19 protein-coding genes are annotated in these 19,789 nt (G+C 55.5%); 7 read left to right on the forward strand and 12 right to left on the reverse strand.

Features of this window, described 5'->3' with window-relative positions; translation table 11 throughout:
- Positions 1–13: 13 nt before the first annotated feature.
- The 11 genes from ACZ48S_RS08020 to ACZ48S_RS08070 all read right to left on the reverse strand — a co-directional run bounded on the left by ACZ48S_RS08020 (position 14) and on the right by ACZ48S_RS08070 (position 8,692).
- Positions 14–811: an energy-coupling factor ABC transporter ATP-binding protein gene (locus tag ACZ48S_RS08020; protein WP_464214592.1), complete on the reverse strand. Its 798-nt coding sequence runs from the start codon at positions 809–811 to the stop codon at positions 14–16.
- Positions 812–832: 21 nt separating this feature from the next.
- Positions 833–1,630, reverse strand: coding sequence for a cobalt ECF transporter T component CbiQ (gene cbiQ, locus ACZ48S_RS08025; protein ID WP_464212434.1), 798 nt, complete (start codon positions 1,628–1,630; stop codon positions 833–835).
- On the reverse strand, positions 1,627–2,274 hold the full coding sequence (cbiM, locus tag ACZ48S_RS08030; protein ID WP_464212436.1) for a cobalt transporter CbiM: 648 nt from the start codon (positions 2,272–2,274) through the stop codon (positions 1,627–1,629). Before cbiM ends, cbiQ begins: the two co-directional genes overlap by 4 nt.
- Positions 2,274–2,819, reverse strand: a complete 546-nt coding sequence (locus ACZ48S_RS08035; protein WP_464212437.1) for a carboxypeptidase regulatory-like domain-containing protein — start codon at positions 2,817–2,819, stop codon at positions 2,274–2,276. Before ACZ48S_RS08035 ends, cbiM begins: the two co-directional genes overlap by 1 nt.
- Positions 2,755–3,537 carry a DUF4382 domain-containing protein gene (locus ACZ48S_RS08040; RefSeq protein ID WP_464212439.1) on the reverse strand — a complete coding sequence of 261 codons (783 nt, stop codon included), beginning with the start codon at positions 3,535–3,537 and terminating at the stop codon, positions 2,755–2,757. Before ACZ48S_RS08040 ends, ACZ48S_RS08035 begins: the two co-directional genes overlap by 65 nt.
- A 196-nt stretch (positions 3,538–3,733) precedes the next feature.
- Positions 3,734–5,128 (reverse strand): NADPH-dependent glutamate synthase, encoded by a 1,395-nt coding sequence (gene gltA / locus ACZ48S_RS08045; protein WP_464212441.1) that lies wholly within the window; start codon positions 5,126–5,128, stop codon positions 3,734–3,736.
- A gap of 15 nt (positions 5,129–5,143) precedes the next feature.
- Positions 5,144–5,980: a sulfide/dihydroorotate dehydrogenase-like FAD/NAD-binding protein gene (locus ACZ48S_RS08050; protein ID WP_464212443.1), complete on the reverse strand. Its 837-nt coding sequence runs from the start codon at positions 5,978–5,980 to the stop codon at positions 5,144–5,146.
- A gap of 166 nt (positions 5,981–6,146) precedes the next feature.
- The gene (locus tag ACZ48S_RS08055; protein ID WP_464212444.1) at positions 6,147–6,713 is read right to left on the reverse strand and encodes a nuclear transport factor 2 family protein; all 567 of its coding nucleotides are present in this window, start codon (positions 6,711–6,713) and stop codon (positions 6,147–6,149) included.
- A gap of 102 nt (positions 6,714–6,815) precedes the next feature.
- Positions 6,816–7,982: a cysteine desulfurase NifS gene (nifS, locus tag ACZ48S_RS08060; RefSeq protein ID WP_464212446.1), complete on the reverse strand. Its 1,167-nt coding sequence runs from the start codon at positions 7,980–7,982 to the stop codon at positions 6,816–6,818.
- A 39-nt stretch (positions 7,983–8,021) separates the two neighbouring features.
- A complete protein-coding gene (locus ACZ48S_RS08065; protein WP_464212448.1) occupies positions 8,022–8,249 on the reverse strand; it encodes a hypothetical protein in 228 nt (75 codons plus the stop codon).
- Complete coding sequence (locus tag ACZ48S_RS08070; RefSeq protein ID WP_464212450.1) at positions 8,246–8,692, reverse strand: RrF2 family transcriptional regulator; 447 nt, start codon at positions 8,690–8,692, stop codon at positions 8,246–8,248. The genes ACZ48S_RS08065 and ACZ48S_RS08070 overlap by 4 nt, the downstream gene beginning before the upstream one ends.
- Positions 8,693–8,849: 157 nt before the next feature.
- Here ACZ48S_RS08070 and ACZ48S_RS08075 point away from each other — a divergent pair, with 157 nt between their 5' ends.
- Positions 8,850–10,100: a CCA tRNA nucleotidyltransferase gene (locus ACZ48S_RS08075; protein ID WP_464212452.1), complete on the forward strand. Its 1,251-nt coding sequence runs from the start codon at positions 8,850–8,852 to the stop codon at positions 10,098–10,100.
- 53 nt (positions 10,101–10,153) lie between these two features.
- Here the strand turns inward: ACZ48S_RS08075 and ACZ48S_RS08080 are convergent, their stop codons facing one another.
- Positions 10,154–10,654, reverse strand: a complete 501-nt coding sequence (locus ACZ48S_RS08080) for a rubrerythrin family protein (protein WP_464212454.1) — start codon at positions 10,652–10,654, stop codon at positions 10,154–10,156.
- A gap of 126 nt (positions 10,655–10,780) precedes the next feature.
- Here ACZ48S_RS08080 and ACZ48S_RS08085 point away from each other — a divergent pair, with 126 nt between their 5' ends.
- From ACZ48S_RS08085 to ACZ48S_RS08110, 6 genes are all read left to right on the forward strand, one after another.
- Entirely contained in the window at positions 10,781–13,651 is a 2,871-nt protein-coding gene (locus ACZ48S_RS08085) for a hypothetical protein (RefSeq protein ID WP_464212456.1), read from the forward strand.
- A 107-nt stretch (positions 13,652–13,758) separates the two neighbouring features.
- Complete coding sequence (locus tag ACZ48S_RS08090; protein ID WP_464212458.1) at positions 13,759–14,613, forward strand: metal ABC transporter permease; 855 nt, start codon at positions 13,759–13,761, stop codon at positions 14,611–14,613.
- The gene (locus tag ACZ48S_RS08095; RefSeq protein ID WP_464212460.1) at positions 14,606–15,388 is read left to right on the forward strand and encodes a metal ABC transporter ATP-binding protein; all 783 of its coding nucleotides are present in this window, start codon (positions 14,606–14,608) and stop codon (positions 15,386–15,388) included. The genes ACZ48S_RS08090 and ACZ48S_RS08095 overlap by 8 nt, the downstream gene beginning before the upstream one ends.
- 571 nt (positions 15,389–15,959) lie before the next feature.
- A complete protein-coding gene (locus ACZ48S_RS08100; protein ID WP_464212462.1) occupies positions 15,960–17,345 on the forward strand; it encodes a reductive dehalogenase in 1,386 nt (461 codons plus the stop codon).
- 95 nt (positions 17,346–17,440) lie between these two features.
- Positions 17,441–18,352 carry a dihydroorotate dehydrogenase gene (locus ACZ48S_RS08105; RefSeq protein WP_464212464.1) on the forward strand — a complete coding sequence of 304 codons (912 nt, stop codon included), beginning with the start codon at positions 17,441–17,443 and terminating at the stop codon, positions 18,350–18,352.
- A gap of 3 nt (positions 18,353–18,355) precedes the next feature.
- Entirely contained in the window at positions 18,356–19,774 is a 1,419-nt protein-coding gene (locus tag ACZ48S_RS08110; protein WP_464212466.1) for an MFS transporter, read from the forward strand.
- The last annotated feature ends 15 nt before the right edge of the window (positions 19,775–19,789 follow it).

Genomic DNA, 19,789 nt, shown 5'->3' on the forward strand with positions numbered 1-19,789 from the left:
ACAACCGCCGGTATCAGTCAGCCGAATATTTCTGGTCTTCGGCAGCGGCAACCCGGTGGTGCCGGACCTGGTGCGGTATCAGGGAGTGGGGCTTTTCCTGTCCGTGAGCCTGCATCAGGGTTTCGTCACCCATTATCTGCTCCGGACGGCCGTCAGCGACTATGCTCTGGTTATCAATAATGATCACCCGGTCGCACACTTCCAGGATAAACTCCAGGTCATGAGAAGAAACAAGCATGGTTTCCTGGGAAGCCTGAAGCAGTTCAATCAGCTGGCGCCGGGCGCGGATATCCAGGCTGGCGCTGGGCTCATCATAAAGAACCAGCCGGGGACGCATCGCCAGCACCGCGGCAATGGCCGCCATCCGCTTTTCACCACCGGACAGGTGGTGCGCCGGCCGGTCAGCCATATCAGTTATCCCGGCCGCCTTCATGGCTTCATTTACCCTGGCTTCCGCTTCATCGCGGGAAATCTTCATGTTGCGGGGACCAAAAGCTACGTCATCCCGCACCGATGGGCAGAACAGCTGGTCATCCGGATTCTGGAACACCAGACCGATATCAGGACAGAACTGCCCCTCGGCCACCTGCCGACCCATCACTTCAATTTGTCCGGCGGATGGCTTCAGAACCCCGCAAACCATCATAAATAAGGTGGTCTTGCCTGACCCGTTGGGACCTATTATGCCCACTCTCTCTCCGGGCATTACGGTAAGATTGATATCCCGAAGCACATCGGGTTTGTCCGGGTACGAAAACCCTAAACCGGCCACGCAAAGCGCCGGTACGCCAGTTTCTTCTGATAGCATCATCAAATCCTGTTCAGTCGCCCCCTATTGTACCCATCCGATGGCGCCGTTTCCAAGCCATGTGTCGCCGGCCACCAGCACTGCGGCCAGGAGTCCGAAAACCGTAATTCTAAACATATCTTCGCCGGTTATTATGAAATCACTTCGCCGGTCTGCTCCGCTGCTGCCGTAGCCTCGCAGCAGCATGGCCTTGTACACCCACTCCGACCGTTCATAACTGCGCACTATCAAACTGCCGCTCAGCCAGGCAGGCACACTCAATTCCTTTAAGTTGAAGGGGTAGAACCTGAAGCCCCGCAGTCCGGCCGCCGTCTGCATTTTTTCCAGGTCACTGCCTATCTCATGCAGGTAACGGAAAGTCAGCAGCACCATGTCAGCCATGATCGGCGGCAAACCCAGGGCACGCATTGACCGGATTGTGTCCAAAAACGGCGCTGTGCCGAATAAAACAATTCCCAGTACCAGTATTGATAAAAAACGCGCTGCTATCACCGCTACCGCGGCGATGCCTTCCTGTCTGAGGTCCAGCGGCCCCAGGCTCATGACTATCGTCTGCCCGGTCACGAACGGTATTATCAGCAATAGCGCCAGCAGGAAAAATGAAGGATAGCGAAGCCGGCGCAACAGGAATGACCACGGCAGCCCGGAAACAATAAAAACAGACAGACTTATAACAGCCGCGGCTGCCAGCATAAGCGGCTGGCTGACAAAAGAAACGGCGAATATCAGCACCAGGAATCCGATCAGCTTGCTGCGCAGCTCCCAGTGATGAAACGGAGAATCCAGGTGGGCATATTCATCAATAACCGTACTTAGCTTCATACGCCTTCCAGCAGCCTGGGACGCACCCGCTGGATGAAGACGGCCAGTGCCGCCGTAACCGTCCCTTCAACCGCCACCAGCGGCAAATGCGCAGCCGCCAAGGTAAGAATGGCAGCTCTCTCGGTCGCCGCGTCTATCTCAGCCGGAATATTAGTAATCAGGACCCCGGCAAAAATAGCAACCGACAGCGCCACGGCTATCCCGCCGGCGGCAAAACCGGCCGCCGCGGTTTTAGTCCGGTTCCTCCCCCCGGTGCCCCCCAAATTCCGAAGACGGAAAACGCTGTGGGCTATTAAAGCCGGCAGACCCATTATCAGGGCGTTTATGCCCAGGGTGGTCAGTCCGCCGTGCTGAAACATCACCGCCTGGAAAAACAGGCCGATAAGAATAGCGGGAAAGGCAAACCAGCCCAGCATAGCCCCCATCATGCCGCTGAGCACCAGGTGAACGGAGGCCGGAGGTACCGGGATGTGTATCCATGAGGCCACAAAAAAAGCTGCCGTCAGCAGCGAAGCCTTGGGCACTTCAGCCTGGGGGTTGTCCTTCCGGTTTATCCGGCGCACCGAGTACCAGGTCACCGCAGCGGTAGCCGCGTAACCGGCCGCCGTAACCGGAACCGGCAGTATACCGTCAGGTATATGCATCAGCTCTTCCTTCTCAGGAAAAATAGTGCCGTGCCGATAAAACCCCAGATAACACAAGCCGACATTATCACGATCTGCAGCGTAGTGAAACCGCCGCTGTCGCCGGCTTCTCCGGCACTTTCCCCGATGGGAATATGGATAATATCCCCGTGGCCTGCCTGGCGGACCTGAACCGCCCAGCTGCCGGAAATAGCGGCATCGGGCGTAAAACTGAACCGCCCGTCATCATCACAGGTCCCTGTCAGCCAGGGAACAGCCGGGGCATTGGGCGCGTAAACAGTTACCTGCGCGCCGGCCATCGGTTCACCGCTGTCATAAGCGGCGGTTATTACTACCTCCTGCCCGATGACGTCATATTCTATCTTCGCCCCGTGCGCCTCGACTGGCAACGGCGCCAGCGCCAGGCATAACCCGACAGCCAGCGCCGCGCCGAGGGCGACTATTCGTTTTCCGTAAATATTCTCCAACATCAATCCTTTATTAGTCGCAGCGGCAATCGCAATGCCCTTCACCGACATGGCCCAGGTGCATTTCAGCCATGTCAATTACCACCGGAGCGCCGTCAGTATAATCCATAAAATACTCAAAACCGGGCGCTGCCAGATTCAACCCATCATCCGCCGGCAGTCCAGCGTCACCGAACAGGTGGTCAAAGTGGAAAGTCATCTCCATCTCAGCGGTACCCCCGGCGGATAAGATGCCCTTGCGGACTTCTCCGACGAATTCACCACAATTATAGTCGCACTCGGCATCAATATTAAGGGTAAATTCCACCGTTTGTCCATCTTTTTCCGCGGTACCGATCATGACCACTGAATAGCCTTCAGCTTCCCCTTCCCCGGCCTTGGCCAGCTTCCAGGAAATAGCATTGTATGTCCCTTTCGGAGCGTCGGTTGATCGGTCAACAAGTATCGGTTCGGCATCGGCGCCGCCCTCTGCCAGGTCCACCGTATATGTCTGCTCCAGCGCGCGGGTTACGTCGCCACTGATGGAGCCCCCGTCGTGAGCGTCGTAAGGCGGGTCAGTCTGGTAGGCGGTTATGTCCGCCAGGGTAACGTACACGTGATCAAAACTTATATCCCAGCCGTCTTTGGAAACAAAACCCTGGCGAACAAAATCTTCGCCATTGGCATAAAACTCCAGCACCCCTGTTGACGGCGTCTCGGTCGGGTCCGGGTCGGTCCCGTTGTCAGTACAGCCGGCAACGGTCAGGCCGACTACCGCCAGCAGGCTGATTACCGTAAACCACAATTTTTGTTTCAAGTCACACCTCCATCTCAATCCGGTTAATTTAATGCGAATAATTGTTATTGCAAATTTTCGCTATTATAAATTAACCGACCGGCACTGTCAAAAAAGCATACTGAATTAAAAAAAATGCTTCCGACCCAAAAACCGCGGTGAAGCCTGAATTATGCAAAAAATAAGGTATAACGTGGATAATCCAACCAATGGCCGGTTAAATAGTGGACAGGTACCGGTCAATGTCCATGGCCGCCGTTTTGCCGGCACCCATGGCGGAAATCACGGTAGCCGCTCCGGTAACAATATCCCCACCCGCCCACACAGCACGCTTACGGGTCAGCCCGGTCGCTTCATCAGCAACAACATTCCCCCTGCTGGCGAACTCAAGGTCAGGTGTGGCCCGGGCGATAAGCGGGTTGGGACGGGTACCCAGGGCCACAATCGCCATGTCAATCGGCAGAGAAAACTCAGACCCGGCAACCGGTACCGGCCGCCTTCGGCCGCTGGAATCAGCCTCCCCCAGGTCCATCCGCTGGCAGGTCATGCCGCAAACCCATTTCTGGTCGTCAACTTGAAAACTCAGGGGATTGGTCAAATACAAAAATTCCACCCCTTCTTCGGCCGCGTTTTCCACTTCCTCAGCCCGGGCCGGCATCTCCTCGCGGCTGCGGCGGTACACTACCGTCACCTGCGCACCCAGCCGCACCGCGCTGCGGGCGGCGTCCATGGCTACATTGCCGCCGCCTATCACCGCTACTTTCCTGCCGACCTTGACCGGTGTATCATATTCCGGAAAACGCCAGGCCTTCATCAGGTTCACCCGTGACAGGAATTCATTGGCGGAGTAAACACCGGAGGCATTCTCGCCTTCAATATTGAGAAACAACGGCAATCCGGCGCCGGTGCCCAGGAAAACCGCCTGGTAACCCTCGGTGAACAATTCATCGATTGTTAATGTTTTACCGATGACCGTATTCAGTTCAATCTTGACCCCCAGGCTTTTCACATAATCAATCTCTGCCTGGACAATACTCTTGGGCAGCCGAAATTCAGGAATGCCGTACATCAGCACACCGCCGGCAATGTGGAGGGATTCAAAAACCGTAACTTCATGTCCCAGCCGGGCCAGCTCGGCCGCGGCGGTCAATCCTGACGGGCCGGCACCGATAACCGCCGCTTTTTTACCGGTCGATGGCCGCTCCGGCATGATTTCAGTTTCATCATGACGGCCCAGTTCCCAGTCGGCTATATACCTTTCCAGGCGCCCGATGGCTACCGGCGCTCCCTTTTTGGCCAGGGTGCATACAGCCTCGCACTGGTTTTCCTGCGGACATACCCGGCCGCAGACGCCGGGCAGGGCATTGGTGCGTTTAAGCACCCGGGCCGCTTCCGGCAAGTCGGCTTTCTTTAAAGAGCGGATGAAATCAGGAATATCTATTGACACCGGGCAGCCTGCCACGCAGTTGCGGGCTTTACAGTCAATGCAGCGCGAGGCCTCGCGGACAGCCTCTTCGGCGGTATAACCCAGCGCTACTTCATCGAAATTGCCCCGGCGTCGCTGAGCCGGCTGCTTGGACATGCCTACCCGGTTCAAATCCAGTTCAGCCATTGAACCCCCGAAATATCAAGACGCGCTCCCGGCACAGCGGCATTTTTCCAGTGACCTTTTTTCTTCCTCTACATAAGTCCGCTGGCGCGACATTAAAGAATCCCAGTCAATAGCATGGGCATCAAATTCCGGTCCGTCGACGCAGGCAAAACGGGTCTGGCCGGCCACCGAAACCCGGCAGCAGCCGCACATACCGGTACCGTCAATCATTATGGGATTCATACTGACAATTGTTTTAACATTGTAAGGCTGGGTAGTAAGGGCGGAGAATTTCATCATGATAGTCGGCCCAACGGCGATGACCCGGTCAATACGTTCTCCGCTTTCCAGCTTCTCCTTAACCGGCTCAGTTACCACTCCCTTTCTTCCTGCTGAACCGTCATCGGTAGTCACAATAAGCTGGTCGCTGACTGCGGCCAGTTTGTCCTGCCAGAAAAGCAGGTCTTTATGGCGGGCACCGACAATCGTAGTAACCCGGTTGCCGGCCGCCTTCATCGCCCGGGCAATGGGCATAATGGTAGCTGTGGCAAAACCACCGGCTAGTAAACATACATTGCCGAAGTTTTCAATCTCGGTCGGATTCCCCAGCGGCCCGACAAAATCGGCGATAGAATCTCCTGCTCCCAGTCGAGCCAGCTTGGTGGTGGTAGTGCCGACTTCCATGAAAACAATGGATACGCTGCCTGCTGAAGTGTCCCAATCAGCTATGGTCAAGGGAATACGTTCGCCGTTTTCATCAACCCGGAGAATGACAAATTGTCCCGCCGCGGCTTTCCGGGCAACCCGCGGCGCATGAATCTTATATACCCGTACTTTCGGTACCAGTTCTTCGGTGCTTAAGATGGAATACAAGGAAACTCCTTAATAGCTGCGGTACTGGGATTAATACCACCAGGCTTTATAATCTATCATTATAAGCTGGTCTGTTCAAGCCGCCGCCATGATTACCAAGCTGTAACAAAAACAGGGCCCCGGCAATCCGGTGCCCTGTTTTATAGCATGACGTTAATAGTTTATATTAGTAGTAATCGAAGAATGACTGGTCAGCCGGAGGTTCATCGGCTTTGAGTTCCGCTTCCCGTTTAGCTTCTTCCTCTTTGCGCCTGGCTTCTTCAGCGGCCTTGCGCTCCGCTTCGGCGGCTTCTTCAGCTTCTTTTTCTTCCGGACTCGGTTCCGGCATCTTGACCTCGGCCGGGATGGAAAGATGCATCTCGCTGAATTTCCATTCCTCTTCTATCTTCTCCGCCACCGCGGTCAGCCGCATATCCAGCACCAGTTCACGGCTGGCTTTGGTCAGCGTTTCATAGACATGGCTGGAAACCCAGGCGACATCACCGTTGGCCTTGATAGTGGTGTAACCGAATTTAACGGCTATATTGTCGGCCATAGCAAAGTGCTTCGCATATCGTTCCTTGAGCTGGCCCGGCCCGATACTCATTTCATCCTGTGCCGGGCCGATGTTGAGCATATTGGGATCTTTCGTTGTAATATCCAGCAGCGCGTCTACTTTTCTGGCCTCCAGGGCATACTTGAAGTCATCCAGCAAAGCATTGATGGCGCTGCGGGTTTCAGAATCGGCTCTCATTCAGAGTCCCCCTTTTTTCGGAATATGGTTGAACTATCTTTATAGCTAAAACAGCCTTCAGTGTCAAGCGCTACAACGCCGACGGTAAAAACCGGATACGGTTCACCTGCTGCTGCGGCTCAGCGGCGACATGGCCCGAAGTCGGCTGACTACTTCCGGCAGTACTTCCAGTACCCTGTCTATATCGTCCTCTGTTGTCCAGCGCCCCATTGACAGGCGCAGGGAACCAAAAGCCTGGTGCGGGGGCAGTCCCAGCGCGCTCAAAACATGTGAGGGTGAGGTCGAGGTCGAGGAACAGGCCGAACCGGGAGAAGCGGCAATGCCGGCCAGGTCAAGGTTCAGGCAGACTGACTCGCCTTCAACATCATCAAAGCTGAAATTGGCGTTATTCGGCAAACGTTGCGCGGCGTGGCCGTTCAAACGTGAGCCGGGGACTTTATCCAGCACGCCGCTTATAAGCCGGTTCCGCAGTTTGGTCAGCCGCGGAATTTCTTCTTCCATGGAAACCGCCGCCAGCTCGGCGGCTTTACCCAAACCCACGATACCCGGGACATTTTCCGTACCGGAGCGCTTGCCGCGCTCCTGGCCGCCACCGTAAAGCAAAGGCCCCAGGCGCGTGCCTTTACGGGCATACAGAGCGCCGACGCCCTTTGGCCCGTACAGCTTATGGGCTGAGATGCTCAGCATGTCCACTCCCATTGACTGAACATCAACCGGCACCCTTCCGAAGGCCTGCACCGCGTCGGTATGAAGGTAAACCCCGGCCTGCCGGGTAACAACCGCTATAGAGGCTATATCCTGAATGGTACCGATCTCATTATTGGCCATGATAACTGAAACCAGCACTGTTTCAGGACGAATAGCGGCCTGCACCGCCCGGGGGTCGACGAAGCCTTCCCCGTCAACCGGCAATACAGTAATGCTGATCCCCTGCTGCTCCAGTTTATGGCAAGTTTCCAGCACCGCATGGTGCTCCACCGCCGTGGTAATAACATGGGCCGGTTTTTTGCCGGCTGAAGACACAGCCCCAAAAATAGCCATGTTGTCTGACTCGGTACCGCCGCTGAGAAAAATTATTTCATCCGTACGGGCTTTAATAATCCGGGCTACCGCCGTCCGTGATTCCTCAACCGCCTGGCGTGCCTGCTGTCCTTCGCTGTAAATGGCGGATGGATTGCCGGGAACGGCATGAAAATACGGCAGCATCGCTTCAAGTACTTCCGGGGCAACGGGGGTGGTGGCCGCATAATCAAGATAGACACGTTTCATGGCATCATTCACACAGAAGGGGTAAAGGCTGGGTACCTATTAAAAATCTTCCAGGCTGGTTAAAAATATCTCCGGCACCGAAGTGGCGTTTTCATTGACCCATCGCTGCAGGCAGGTCAGGGAACAGAATCCGTAGCGCTTTATATCCTCCGGTCCGTTCAGGTGAGACAGTATATACCAGCCCTGCAGTGACAGGCAGGGCAGCTCCGAGGACTCTACGCATTGATTACGGCCGCAGCCGTAACAATGGCAGGTACGTTCGCTCAAGCGTTAACCTCCTCCGGTACTTCAGGCTCACCGCTTTGGCGCCATCTCTCCACCATATCGGCCAGGGTAATACCCCCCAAAATCCGGTCAGTGGCTTCTTTTATCTCAACCCAGACATCCCGCGTCACGCAGTTAGTTCCCTTCCAGCAGACGCGGGGCTCGTCAACACATTCTGAAGGCGCCGTGGAACCTTCAGTCGCTTTGACAATTTCTGAAAGTTTTATTTCAGCCGGGTCTTTAGCCAGTGTAAACCCTCCATTGGCACCGCGAATGCTGCGCACCAGGCCGCCGATACGCAACGGTATAAAAAGCTGCGCCAGGTATTGCTCGGAAATACGCCGTCGCATGGCAATATCCCGTATGAGAATCGGACCTTCCCCGTAATGTATGGCCAGGTCAAACATAGCTTCCATTGAGTGTCGTCCGCGTGCAGAAAGTTTCATTACAAATTCTCCGGTTAAAAAATATTACATAGGGTAAGATTATAATACACCCTATTAATTAATCATATTATCCCTTTGATACAACCGCATGTCAAACCTTATTTATTGCTCGGCAGGCGCGATAAATAGGCGTTCGTGTTATAATTTTGAAGATTTCATGAATAATTATACCAATCTTGCTCCATTGCTGGAAAAAGCTCTTCCGGCGGCAAAACTGGACTTATTGAACCGGATAGCAGGCGCGGCCGGCCGGCTCGGCAGCCGCGTTTTCCTGGTCGGCGGAGCGGTGCGCGATTTACTGTTGGGTATCTCGGGCTTTGACCTTGACCTGTCGGTAGAAGGCGACGCCATTGATCTAGCCCATTCCCTGGCCGCCGACGGGAACATAACCGTGCATCACCGCTTCAATACCGCCACGCTGTTCCTAGATAGACACCAACTGGACCTGGCCCGCAGCCGGGAAGAGACCTATCCCCGCCCCGGCGCGCTGCCGTCAATCAGGCCCAGTAGTATAGAGGCTGACCTGCGGCGCCGTGATTTCAGCGTTAACGCCATGGCCCTTTCCCTTAACCTCCAGGACAGGGGACGACTGATTGACACCCAGGGCGGATATGCGGACCTGGAGCGGAAATTGATCAGGGTTCTGCATGCCGAGAGTTTCAAAGACGACCCAACCCGTATTTGGCGCGCTGTCAGGTATGAACAGCGGCTGGATTTTACCATTGAACCGCTGACCATGACTCAGTTGAAAAAATACACCGGCTGCCTTAGTACCATTACCGCTGACCGACAGCGTTATGAACTGGAATGCGTCCTCAGGGAAGACCACCCGGAAAAAGTATTCCGCCGCGCCGCTGAACTGGGCCTCCTGCCGATGTGGCATCCGGCGCTGGCCGGAGATGACTGGCTTATCGAGGCCTTCCATCAGGCGCAAAGGCTGTTTTGCCGTCCGTCTCCGGAGCTTTACCTGGCGCTGCTCGGCTGGCGTCTGAGCGCGGCTGAAAAGAAGCAGCTGACTGCCGCGCTCCGCCTGACCAAAATCCAGGGCCGCGCGCTTAAAGACAGTCAAAAAGTCCGGGAAGCACTGCCGGAGCTGTCATCCCGGGATACTCCTCCGAGCCGGGTATACCGGTTGCTGCACGGACTGGATGGCACCGCTCTGGAAGCGGGGCTGATAGCCTCCGAATCAATTGCCGCCCGACAGAACCTCGCCCGATATAAAGAAGAATGGCACCGGGTAACCCCTTACCTTTCCGGTCAAGACCTGAAACGCCTGGGAGTACCCCAGGGACCTGAAATCAAAGCCCTGCTTGATGAACTCAGGTACCGGCGTCTTGATTCGATGACCAGTTGCCGGGAAGATGAGGAGGCCTTAATCCGGCAACGGCTGCAGAAAACGGCAGATTAAACACTGTGATTTAACCTTATCAAATTCCCCTTTGCTCGCCCGGCCGAATACGGCTAATCAACCTGTTTGAAGGATTCCCGGGGAGCGTTGCAGATGGGACAGTTATCCGGGACTTCCAGTACCGTGTTGCCGCATACCTGGCAGACAAAATAGGGTCTCTCCTCGGATTTCATCCCCAGCCCGGCGTCATTAAGCGCCTTCTGGAACAGGGAGTGATGGATCTTTTCCACTTCATTGGCCTTCTTAAAAGAATGCTCTGCCTGGGCATTATCTTCTTTCTTGGCCTGTTCAATAAAATCGGGGTACATATTGGTGAATTCATCGTGCTCACCACTGATTGCGGATTTCAGATTGGATGAAGTATCCTCAATGCCCTTTATCACCCGGAGATGGTTCCTGGCGTGCACTGTCTCCGCTTCAGCAGCCGCCCGGAACAGCCGGGCTATCTGCGGCATACCCTCGGCGTCAGCTTTTTCGGCAAAGAAAAGATATTTCCGGTTAGCCTGGGACTCGCCGGCGAAAGCGGCGGCCAGATTCTGTTCTGTTGTTCCCATGATTACCTCCAGTCAGTAAAAGGTTACTCCCCATAATAACTTATTACCGTCCCGTTTCCAACAGGAAAGTTGGGGAAGACCGCTATTGATTTGACGCACGAAACATACAGCCATTAAAATTCCCGGATGAAAATTTCATGCCTTTCCCGCACTGCTGCCGCTATCTTATTTTTCTTTTCATTTATCCTGTTTTCACCCCCGCTACCAACTGCTGCCGGTGACGCCCGCTGGTCAGAAATACCGCTGCCGCGAACCGGAACGACCGGCGGCTGGATGCTGGCCCCAGGAACAGACGTCATCCACCTGGCCACTGACCAGGATGACCGGATTTACGCCTGGATAACCGGCGCTGAAAACAGTGGTTTGTACCGGGGCGGTCAAAATAATGAACAATTCACCAGGGTCCATGCCTCGACTGACATCCCTACAGCCCTGGAGGTGTCAGATGGAGGCAGTATCTACTATGCTACGACAACGGAGATTTTCCGCTCCGTTGATGGCGGTTCAAGTTTTCAACCTTTCGTCTCGCGGCCGGGTGGTACTGACAGCAGGATAACCGGAATCGATATCCACAGCGGAACCGACGCGGATTTGATAGCGGTATCAGTTGCCGCCGACACCCCCGGCCAGTGGGGCGGTGTTTATGTATATGATGAAGCTGACTTTTTCGGCGGCTGGATGGACGCCGGCATCGGCAGTCTGAACGCGCTTGATATTCGGATTCCTTCAGGTTTTGATTCTGACCGTACCCTGCTGGCCCTGGCTACCGATGGCGCCGATACCTTTATAATGAGCTTCGGCGCCGGCAGCTGGCGCACGACCCCGCTGCGGGATGAAGCCGGCACCAGTGTTGCCGCCGAATCAGGTTCTATTCATTTGCCGGATGATTTTAACCGTGAAACCAACCCGCAGTATTTTGTAACCGTTATCGGAGATGATACTTCTTCGGGAGGCATCTGGGCCGGCTTCCACCAGGCTCCGCCCGATGACCCGGCAGTCTTCCCCCTGGCCAATGACGCGGACGGTAATTTCAACTGCCTGACCATTACCGGAACGGAAGGCGCTTACGAACTCACCGCCGGAACCACTTCCGGTACCATACTCAACAGCGGTGACGGGGGCTTCAACTGGCAGCAAGCATCCAAAAACCCTGCAGGAGAGACCATAACGGACCTTGCTTCAGTTGACGGCTCTGTCTGGGCGGCCACTTCCGGTGAAGGTTCCGGTCTGTTTAAATCCACCGACAACGGAGACACCTGGGATCCTTTCTTTTTCCTGGACCGGTACGAAGTTGAAACACTGGTTAAGGTGCTGCCTTCCCCTGATTATGCCGTGGATAAAACCCTGTATCTGTTGAGCTTCAACGGCAGTCATCACCTGTGGCGAACCAGCAACGAAGGGCAGACCTGGCAAAAAATACTCAGCGCTGATGAGCACGGCATCAACATTATCAATCATTTCCAAATAGCAAACGACGGAACACTGTTTATTGTCGCGGATGATGCCGAGGGCAGCCTGTGTCTCATATCAAATGACCACGGTGCTACGTTCGAATCCCAGAGATTACCTGCTTCAGTTATTTCCACAGCCAGCTTTGCCGCTGCCAGTGAAGGTGTTTTCTTTTTTACCTCCTTTGACGGAACAATCGCTCGCCTCTGGCGCAGTGAACCTGTCGGCCTGTTTGAAAACATCACCGCGGGCGACATCATAATAAATGACCTGGAAATATCACCCGACTTTGCAAACGACCAGACCATCATCGCCGCCGCGGCCAATGGAGATGCATTCATTTCAAGTGACGCCGGCTTTACCCTGGACGCTCTGCCTGACCTGCCGGTGACCGGCAGCATCAGGCTGCTCTTTGACCCTGATTTCGGCACCAGCGCCAAGCTGTACGCCACAACGGACACTGCTGATGCCGGTATTCACCGGCTGACCGTAGGTGACGACGCCTGGGAGCGGGTGGATTCCGGTCTTCTCGACGGCACGATGCTTAACAGCATCGCCAAAAACGCTGACGGAGTTTTTTACGCCGCTGACCACACCCAGGTTAGCGATGACAGCGGTGGCTTGGTCCGGGCCTTATCCGACAGCTCCGCCTGGCACCTGACACGGAAGGGTTTGCCCGATGACGCTACTTTATGGGGGCTTTCAATCGTGGGCAACAGCTTGTGGGCGCTGGATACTACCAACAACCGCGTCATGGCTTACACCGACACGCTGGCCTTTGCGGTGGAACCGACCAGTCCGGCAGCCGCGTCGGGAGGACTGGGTGAATTCACCGGCGGCGTCATAAACGGTATCGAACTTAGCTGGAAAGACATCGACGGCGCCGTCAGCTACGAGTGGCAGTTGAATGACAGGTCGAGTATGTCATCTCCCGCTTTGGAAGAAACCACCTCTTCCGCCGGTGTCCGGGTGGACGGCCTGAATCCCAATACCACATACTATTGGCGGGTTCGCGTCGCGGCACCTGTGCCCGGTCCCTGGTCAGTTAAAAGTTCTTTCACTACCGCCCTCGGCGGCAGCGCTACCGTACCTCTGCTGGTAACTCCTTCACCCGGTGATGCTGACCAGGCAATCCGGCCGATATTCCAGTGGCACCCCGTTGCCGGAGCCGACGGTTATGAACTCATCTTGGCTGATGACCCGGGATTCAATAACACCATATATTCGCCGGAAGATATTGTAACTAATGCCTGGCAGTCGCAAACTGGACTGGCGCCGGGAAAAACCTACTACTGGAAAGTAAGGGCGGTAAACACCAGCAGCTCTTCCGCCTGGAGCGCTGTTTCCGCTTTTTCCGTCGGCTCTCCGGATGAAACTTCAGGCGCCGCCGATCCATCGACCAACCCAACAGTATCCCCAGGTGAGCCCAATCAGATAACCATAGACCTTCCGGAGTGGCTGGGGCTCGGATTGGCCGGGATGGGAGGCGCCCTGGTTCTTCTGCTACTGGTACTGGTCATTGCCATCAGGAACCGTCGGGTATTGTAAGAGACGGCCAACCAACCTATAATTATAATCCATGACAAACACACGGACTGCTGTCTCCAAATCCCGCGGTCAATCAGCTGGGGTCAATACAGCCGGGGCACACAGTTATGTTTGAGTCGCTGGTTGCGCCCTTCACCGATAATCTCTTCATGACCCAGGCGCTGCTGGCCGGAATACTGGTATCCATCGCCTGTGCTATTGCCGGCACCTTCATTGTTTTGAGAGGACTGGCTTTTATCGGTGACGCCCTGGCTCACGGGGTACTGCCGGGCATTGCCCTGGCGGTTATCATGGGTTTTTCCGGCATCCTGGGAGCCGCCATTGGCGCGGCGGTGATGATTGGAGGAGTAGGCCTTATTACCCGCCGCTCCCGCCTGTCATCAGATACGGCTATCGGGCTGCTGTTCGTCGGCATGCTGGCGCTGGGTGTAGTCATCGTTTCCCGCTCCAGTTCCTTTTCCGGTGACCTGACCAGCATCCTCTTCGGTGAAATACTGGGCACTGGCTGGGGTGACATAATGCTGCAACTGGCGGCGGTCGTTATTATCGGCGTCATTGCCTTTATCTGCGCCCGTCCCTTCCTGCTGCTGGCCTTTGACCCGGAACAGGCGCAGGTAGCCGGTTTCCCCTCAGGTGTCTATCACAACATCATGCTCTTCATGATCGCCGCCACCATTATCGTCAGTTTCCAGACGGTCGGTACACTGCTGGTTTTCGGCCTGTTGATCGCGCCAGCCGCCACCAGCGCCCTGCTCGCCCGGCGCATAGGCATCATGATGCTCGGCGCCGCCTTATTCGGCGCCCTTTCCATGTACGCCGGTCTGCTGTTGAGCTACCATCTCAATCTGGCCGCCGGCGCTTCGGTCATCCTGGTAACCACGCTGATTTTCTTTACTGTTTTCACCCTGCGCAATCTGAAACCGCGCCCGTCACTGCCGGAAACTGGAGACCATCATGGATAAGCGGCCGGTCATTGAATCGCGTGGCCTCAACATCGGGTACGAAGGCAATATTGTTGTTCCTGATGTTAATTTTCAGCTGAATCCCGGTCGGGCCATTGCCCTTATCGGCACTAATGGCTCCGGTAAATCCACCCTGCTCAAGACTATTACCGGCCTGCTGCCTCCAATCTCCGGCAGTATCCGTATCTTTGACAGTAAACCGGGCAGTACCCCCAGCCGCATCGCCTACCTGGGACAGTTTCACGCCTCCGGTTTTGTCCTGCCGCTGCGGGCAATTGATGTTGTCCGAATGGGACGTTTTCCCAGCCACGGACTGCTGGGCCGCCTGAAACAGGAAGACCATGAAATAGTGCTTAATGCCATGGAAACCATGGGTGTCACCGGGCTGGCTGAAACCCCGCTGCGGGCCCTGTCCGGGGGGCAGCAGCAGCGGGTGTACCTGGCCCAGGTGCTGGCTCACCATGCTGACCTGCTGGTGCTGGATGAACCGACCTCAGGACTGGATGCCGGAGGCCGGGAGCTTTATCTCCAGGCAGTCAGGGATGAACTTTGCCGCGGCGCCGCCGTGGTAGTGGCCACTCATGATGTGCATGATGAAGCTTCGTTGTGCCACCAGGTAATGCTGCTAGCCCACCGGGTGGTTGCCCTGGGACCGCCGGATGAAGTCATCACCCCTGAGTCACTCATGGAAACCTTCGGCATCGCCATCAGCGGCAGCCGCCAAAACCTGACCGTACTTGAATGCGGCCACGGTCATGAACACGAACGGAAATAGCTGTTAAGCCATCAAATCTATCCATAACCAACTGTTTATAACTAAGTCAATCAATACCATTTTCCACTGGTCTTTATACTATTGGCCTTGTACTACTAATCCTTTTGGGCGATGCCAGACCTAATTCTTGTTGATATACTGGATAAACATTATCCATCGGAGTTGACAACAACATCGGCATGGATTAGCTCCCTGAACTAGATAGTTCCTTTGAAAACAAATAAAAAGCCGGAGTGTTGAACACTCCAGCTTTTCCTTGCCTACCATATCGAACACTATCTGAGTTAATCATGATTACCTTGAATCAGGTTATCACCCAAAAACAGCTTCAAATCGGTCTGTATACGGAAGTATCTATACTTTAGTAGTGTTTCCTCTGTACTTACGGCCATACCCAAAATGCTTAGAGCCACTAGTCCTTTTGGACGATGGCAGTATTATAAAACCAAACTATAATGATTGCATTGCAGTTGCTATTTTAGAGATAAAAAAGGAGTTTCTATGAAAGTGGCTTCCGGGAGAGACCGGATGACGGTGGGAAAGTCCGCGAGTAAAAAATAAGGAGAATTAAATGTCCAAGTATCACACGACAGTATCCCGCCGGGATTTCATGAAAGGTCTCGGCCTGGCCGGTGCCGGTATCGGCGGCGCCGCTTTGGTAGCCCCCAGCTTCAATGACCTGGACGAGGCTATCTCACAGGGTATGACTTACACAAGACCCTGGTGGGCTAAATCGGTCGACAAGAGCACCACGGAAATTGACTGGGACCAGATGAAGAAATTCAGCGAAGGCAACGCCCGTGGCCGCGGCAGCGAATATCTGTTGACCTATCTCACCAAGGAAGAGCAGGACGCCCGCAAAGCCCAGTTGGCAGCTTCCGAAGCCGCCTACCGTGCCGAGGCCAAACCCGGCTACGCCCTGCGTGACTATGCCTTTTCCAGCAATGCCAACTACGGCCGCGTACCCAATGATTTCATGGGTCCCAATACCAAGGACTATGAAAGACTGGGTTTCAGCAGCAAGTGGACCGGTACTCCGGAAGAGAACGCGGCCATGATCCGTTCTTTCGCCCGCTTCGGCGGCGCCATGTCGGTCGGTTTCACCGAACTCCATGAGGACACCACCATGAAGTTCATGTATGAATACGGCCCCAACATGCGCCAGAAATACACCTTTGCCGATGTTGACGAACCGTCAGAAACAGACAACGAGCAGATTTACCCCCGCAAGTGCAAGTGGGTCATCACCGTGGTCAACCAGGAATCTCAGGCGCTGTGGAAGTACAACCCCACCGCCCTGATGACCCAGATTCGCTACGGCCGCGGCGCCAACCTGCAGGAGCGCATCCAGGGTTTCGTTAAATCACTGGGCTACCACTGCCTGTCAGAGGGCGGCAACGGCACCGGCATTGCCCCGGCATTTGCTGACGCTGCCGGCCTGGGCGAGCTTGGCCGCCACAACCGCTTCATCACCACCGAATACGGCTGCACTGTCGGTATTTTCCGCTATGTAACCGATATGCCGCTGCCGGATGAGAAACCCATTGACGCCGGCTTCCAGCGTTTCTGCAAGACCTGCATGAAATGCGCTGAGGTCTGCGGCGAAGGCGCCATCTCCTACGAGAAAGAACCATACTGGGAGACCATCGGTGAATGGAACAACCCGGGCAAAAAAGCCTGGTTTGAAGACACCCGCAAGTGCCGTGCCTTCAAGATGCTGCCCGATTCCTGCAACGACGGCAGCTGCCTGGCCATCTGCACTTTCACCAAGTTTGACAAAGCCAGTGTCCATGACACCGTAAAAGCTGTGTCTGCCACCACCCCGCTGTTCAACAGCTTCTTCAAGACCATGGATGATTTCATGGGCTACGGCATGATGGACCCGGCGGACTTCTGGACTACTCCGCTGCCGGTATTCGGTGTCCCCGGTGATGCCGGAATCAATATGTACAAATAATATCTGTTGATATTAATTTGCAAAGAGCAGGGGCGATAGCGCCCCTGCTCTTTTTTTGTTTGCCCATCCCCGTCACCACGGTCTATAATCATGTTATGCTTGACCTTTCTGTTGATTTGCTGCCCGGACTGACGCTTAAAAATCCGGTTATCGCCGCCTCAGGTACCGCCGGCTACGGCGATGAACCCGGCCGGTTTTATGATATAGCTGACCTTGGTGCCTTTGTCTGCAAAGGCACTACCCTGAAACCGCGTCCCGGCAATCCCCAGCCGCGGATCATGGAAACGCCGTGCGGAATGCTCAACGCCATCGGACTGCAGAACCCCGGCGTTGAAGCCGTCATTAAAAAATACACACCTTTGTGGCAGCGATGGCCGACACCGGTAATAGTCAACATCGCCGCTGACAGCCTCGAGGAATACGCTAAACTGGCAGGAAGGCTGGACGGAGTGCCCGGAATAGCCGCGCTGGAAATAAACATCTCCTGCCCCAATGTCAAAGCCGGCTGCCTGGAATTCGGCGCCGCCCCTGAATCGGCAGCCGCGGTTACTGCCGCCGTCAAGCGGTCAACATCCCTGCCGGCTATCGTAAAACTCACCCCCAACACCGCCGATATATCCGCCCTGGCGCTGGCGGTGGAACAAGCGGGAGCTGATGCCGTTTCCCTTATTAATACCCTGCGCGGTATGGCCATAGACATCAGAAAACGCAAACCGGTGCTGGGCAACATCACCGGCGGTCTTTCCGGCCCGGCAGTCAAGCCGGTAGCCCTGGCAATGGTCTGGCAGGTGGCCGGAGCTGTTAAAATACCGATAATCGGCGGGGGAGGCATCGTAAGTGCCGATGATGCCATTGAGTTCATGCTGGCCGGAGCCAGCGCGGTTGAAGTCGGCACCGCGGCGCTGGTTAATCCGTTGGCGATGCCGGAAATGGTTGAAGGCCTGGATGCCTATCTATTACGGTGTAACCTGGCCAGAATATCAGACCTGACCGGTGCGGCGAGGTAGACCTTGCCACCCGGCCCCGCTCCAGGTACCGCCGCCGGGCGCTCCATGCGCCGGGCTACGCTGACCGCCGCGGTCCTTGCTTCCTTCCTTACGCCTTTCATGGGTTCATCGGTCAACATCGCTCTGCCGTCAATAGACCGTGAATTCAGCCTGGACGCCGTCAGCCTGGGCTGGGTAGCCACCGCCTATATCCTGGCCGCCGCCGTTTTCCTGCTGCCTTTCGGCAGGCTGGCTGACATCAAGGGGCGGCGCCGACTGTTTATGACCGGCTTGGCGCTCTACACCATTATTTCTATCGCCATCGGTTTCAGCCAGAGCGGTGCTCAGCTTATAATGCTGCGGGCGGCCCAGGGCGTCAGCGCCGCCATGATCTTCGGCACCGGCGTTGCTATCCTTACCTCGGTATTCCCGCCTGAGGAACGCGGCCGGGTACTCGGCCTGAACGCTGCGGCTGTTTACATCGGACTTTCCCTGGGTCCCACTGCCGGAGGTCTGCTGACTTCAGCCTTCGGCTGGCGAAGTATCTTTTTTCTAACCGCCGTAATCGCTTTGGTAGCGCTTTATTTCATTCTGACCCGCCTTAAAACAGAATGGCAGGAAGCCAGTGGTGAAAAGTTTGATCTCCGGGGCGCCATTGTTTACGGGCTGGCCCTTACCTCGCTGATGCTGGGTTTTTCAGAACTTCCCGCTATCGGCGGCTTCATATTCCTCGGTACCGGCATTATCGGCCTGTTCGGTTTTTTAATACTGGAAGCCCGCACTCCCCACCCTATCCTATCGCTGGAACTTTTCCGCTATAACACCGTCTTCGCCTTCTCCAACACCGCCACCCTGATAAACTACTCCGCCACTTTTGCCGTCGGCTTCCTGCTTTCACTCTATCTGCAGTTCGTCAAGGGTTTTTCTCCCGCTGAGGCCGGGCTAATACTGGTCGCCCAGCCGGTGCTCATGGCCGTAATTTCTCCCTACGCCGGCCGTCTGGCCGACCGAAAAGATCCCCGCCTGCTGGCCAGCGTCGGCATGGGTCTGTCAGCCTTCGGACTTGGCCTGCTTATTTTCATCGGCGACAACACCCCAATGGCCTACATCATTTCCGCCCTGGTTGTCCTGGGCATCGGTTTCGGTTTTTTTTCCTCGCCCAATTCCAGCGCCGTCATGGGTTCGGTACCCCGTCGGCAGTACGGTGTCGCCTCGGCTACCCTTTCCACCATGCGCCTGGTGGGGCAGATGCTGTCGCTGGGCATTGCCATGCTGTTGTTCGCCCTGCTTATCGGCCGCGTCCAGATTTCTCCGGATGTGCACACCGAACTGGTCACCAGCCTGAAGGCCGCCTTCACCATTTTTACCGTACTTTGCGTCGCTGGTGTCTACGCCTCGCTGCAGGGCAGGAGAAAACCGTCGCCGGATAAAGCAGCAGACTAAAATTAACCCCATCTA

It is taken from the genome of Dehalogenimonas sp. NIT-SK1, assembly GCF_055384165.1.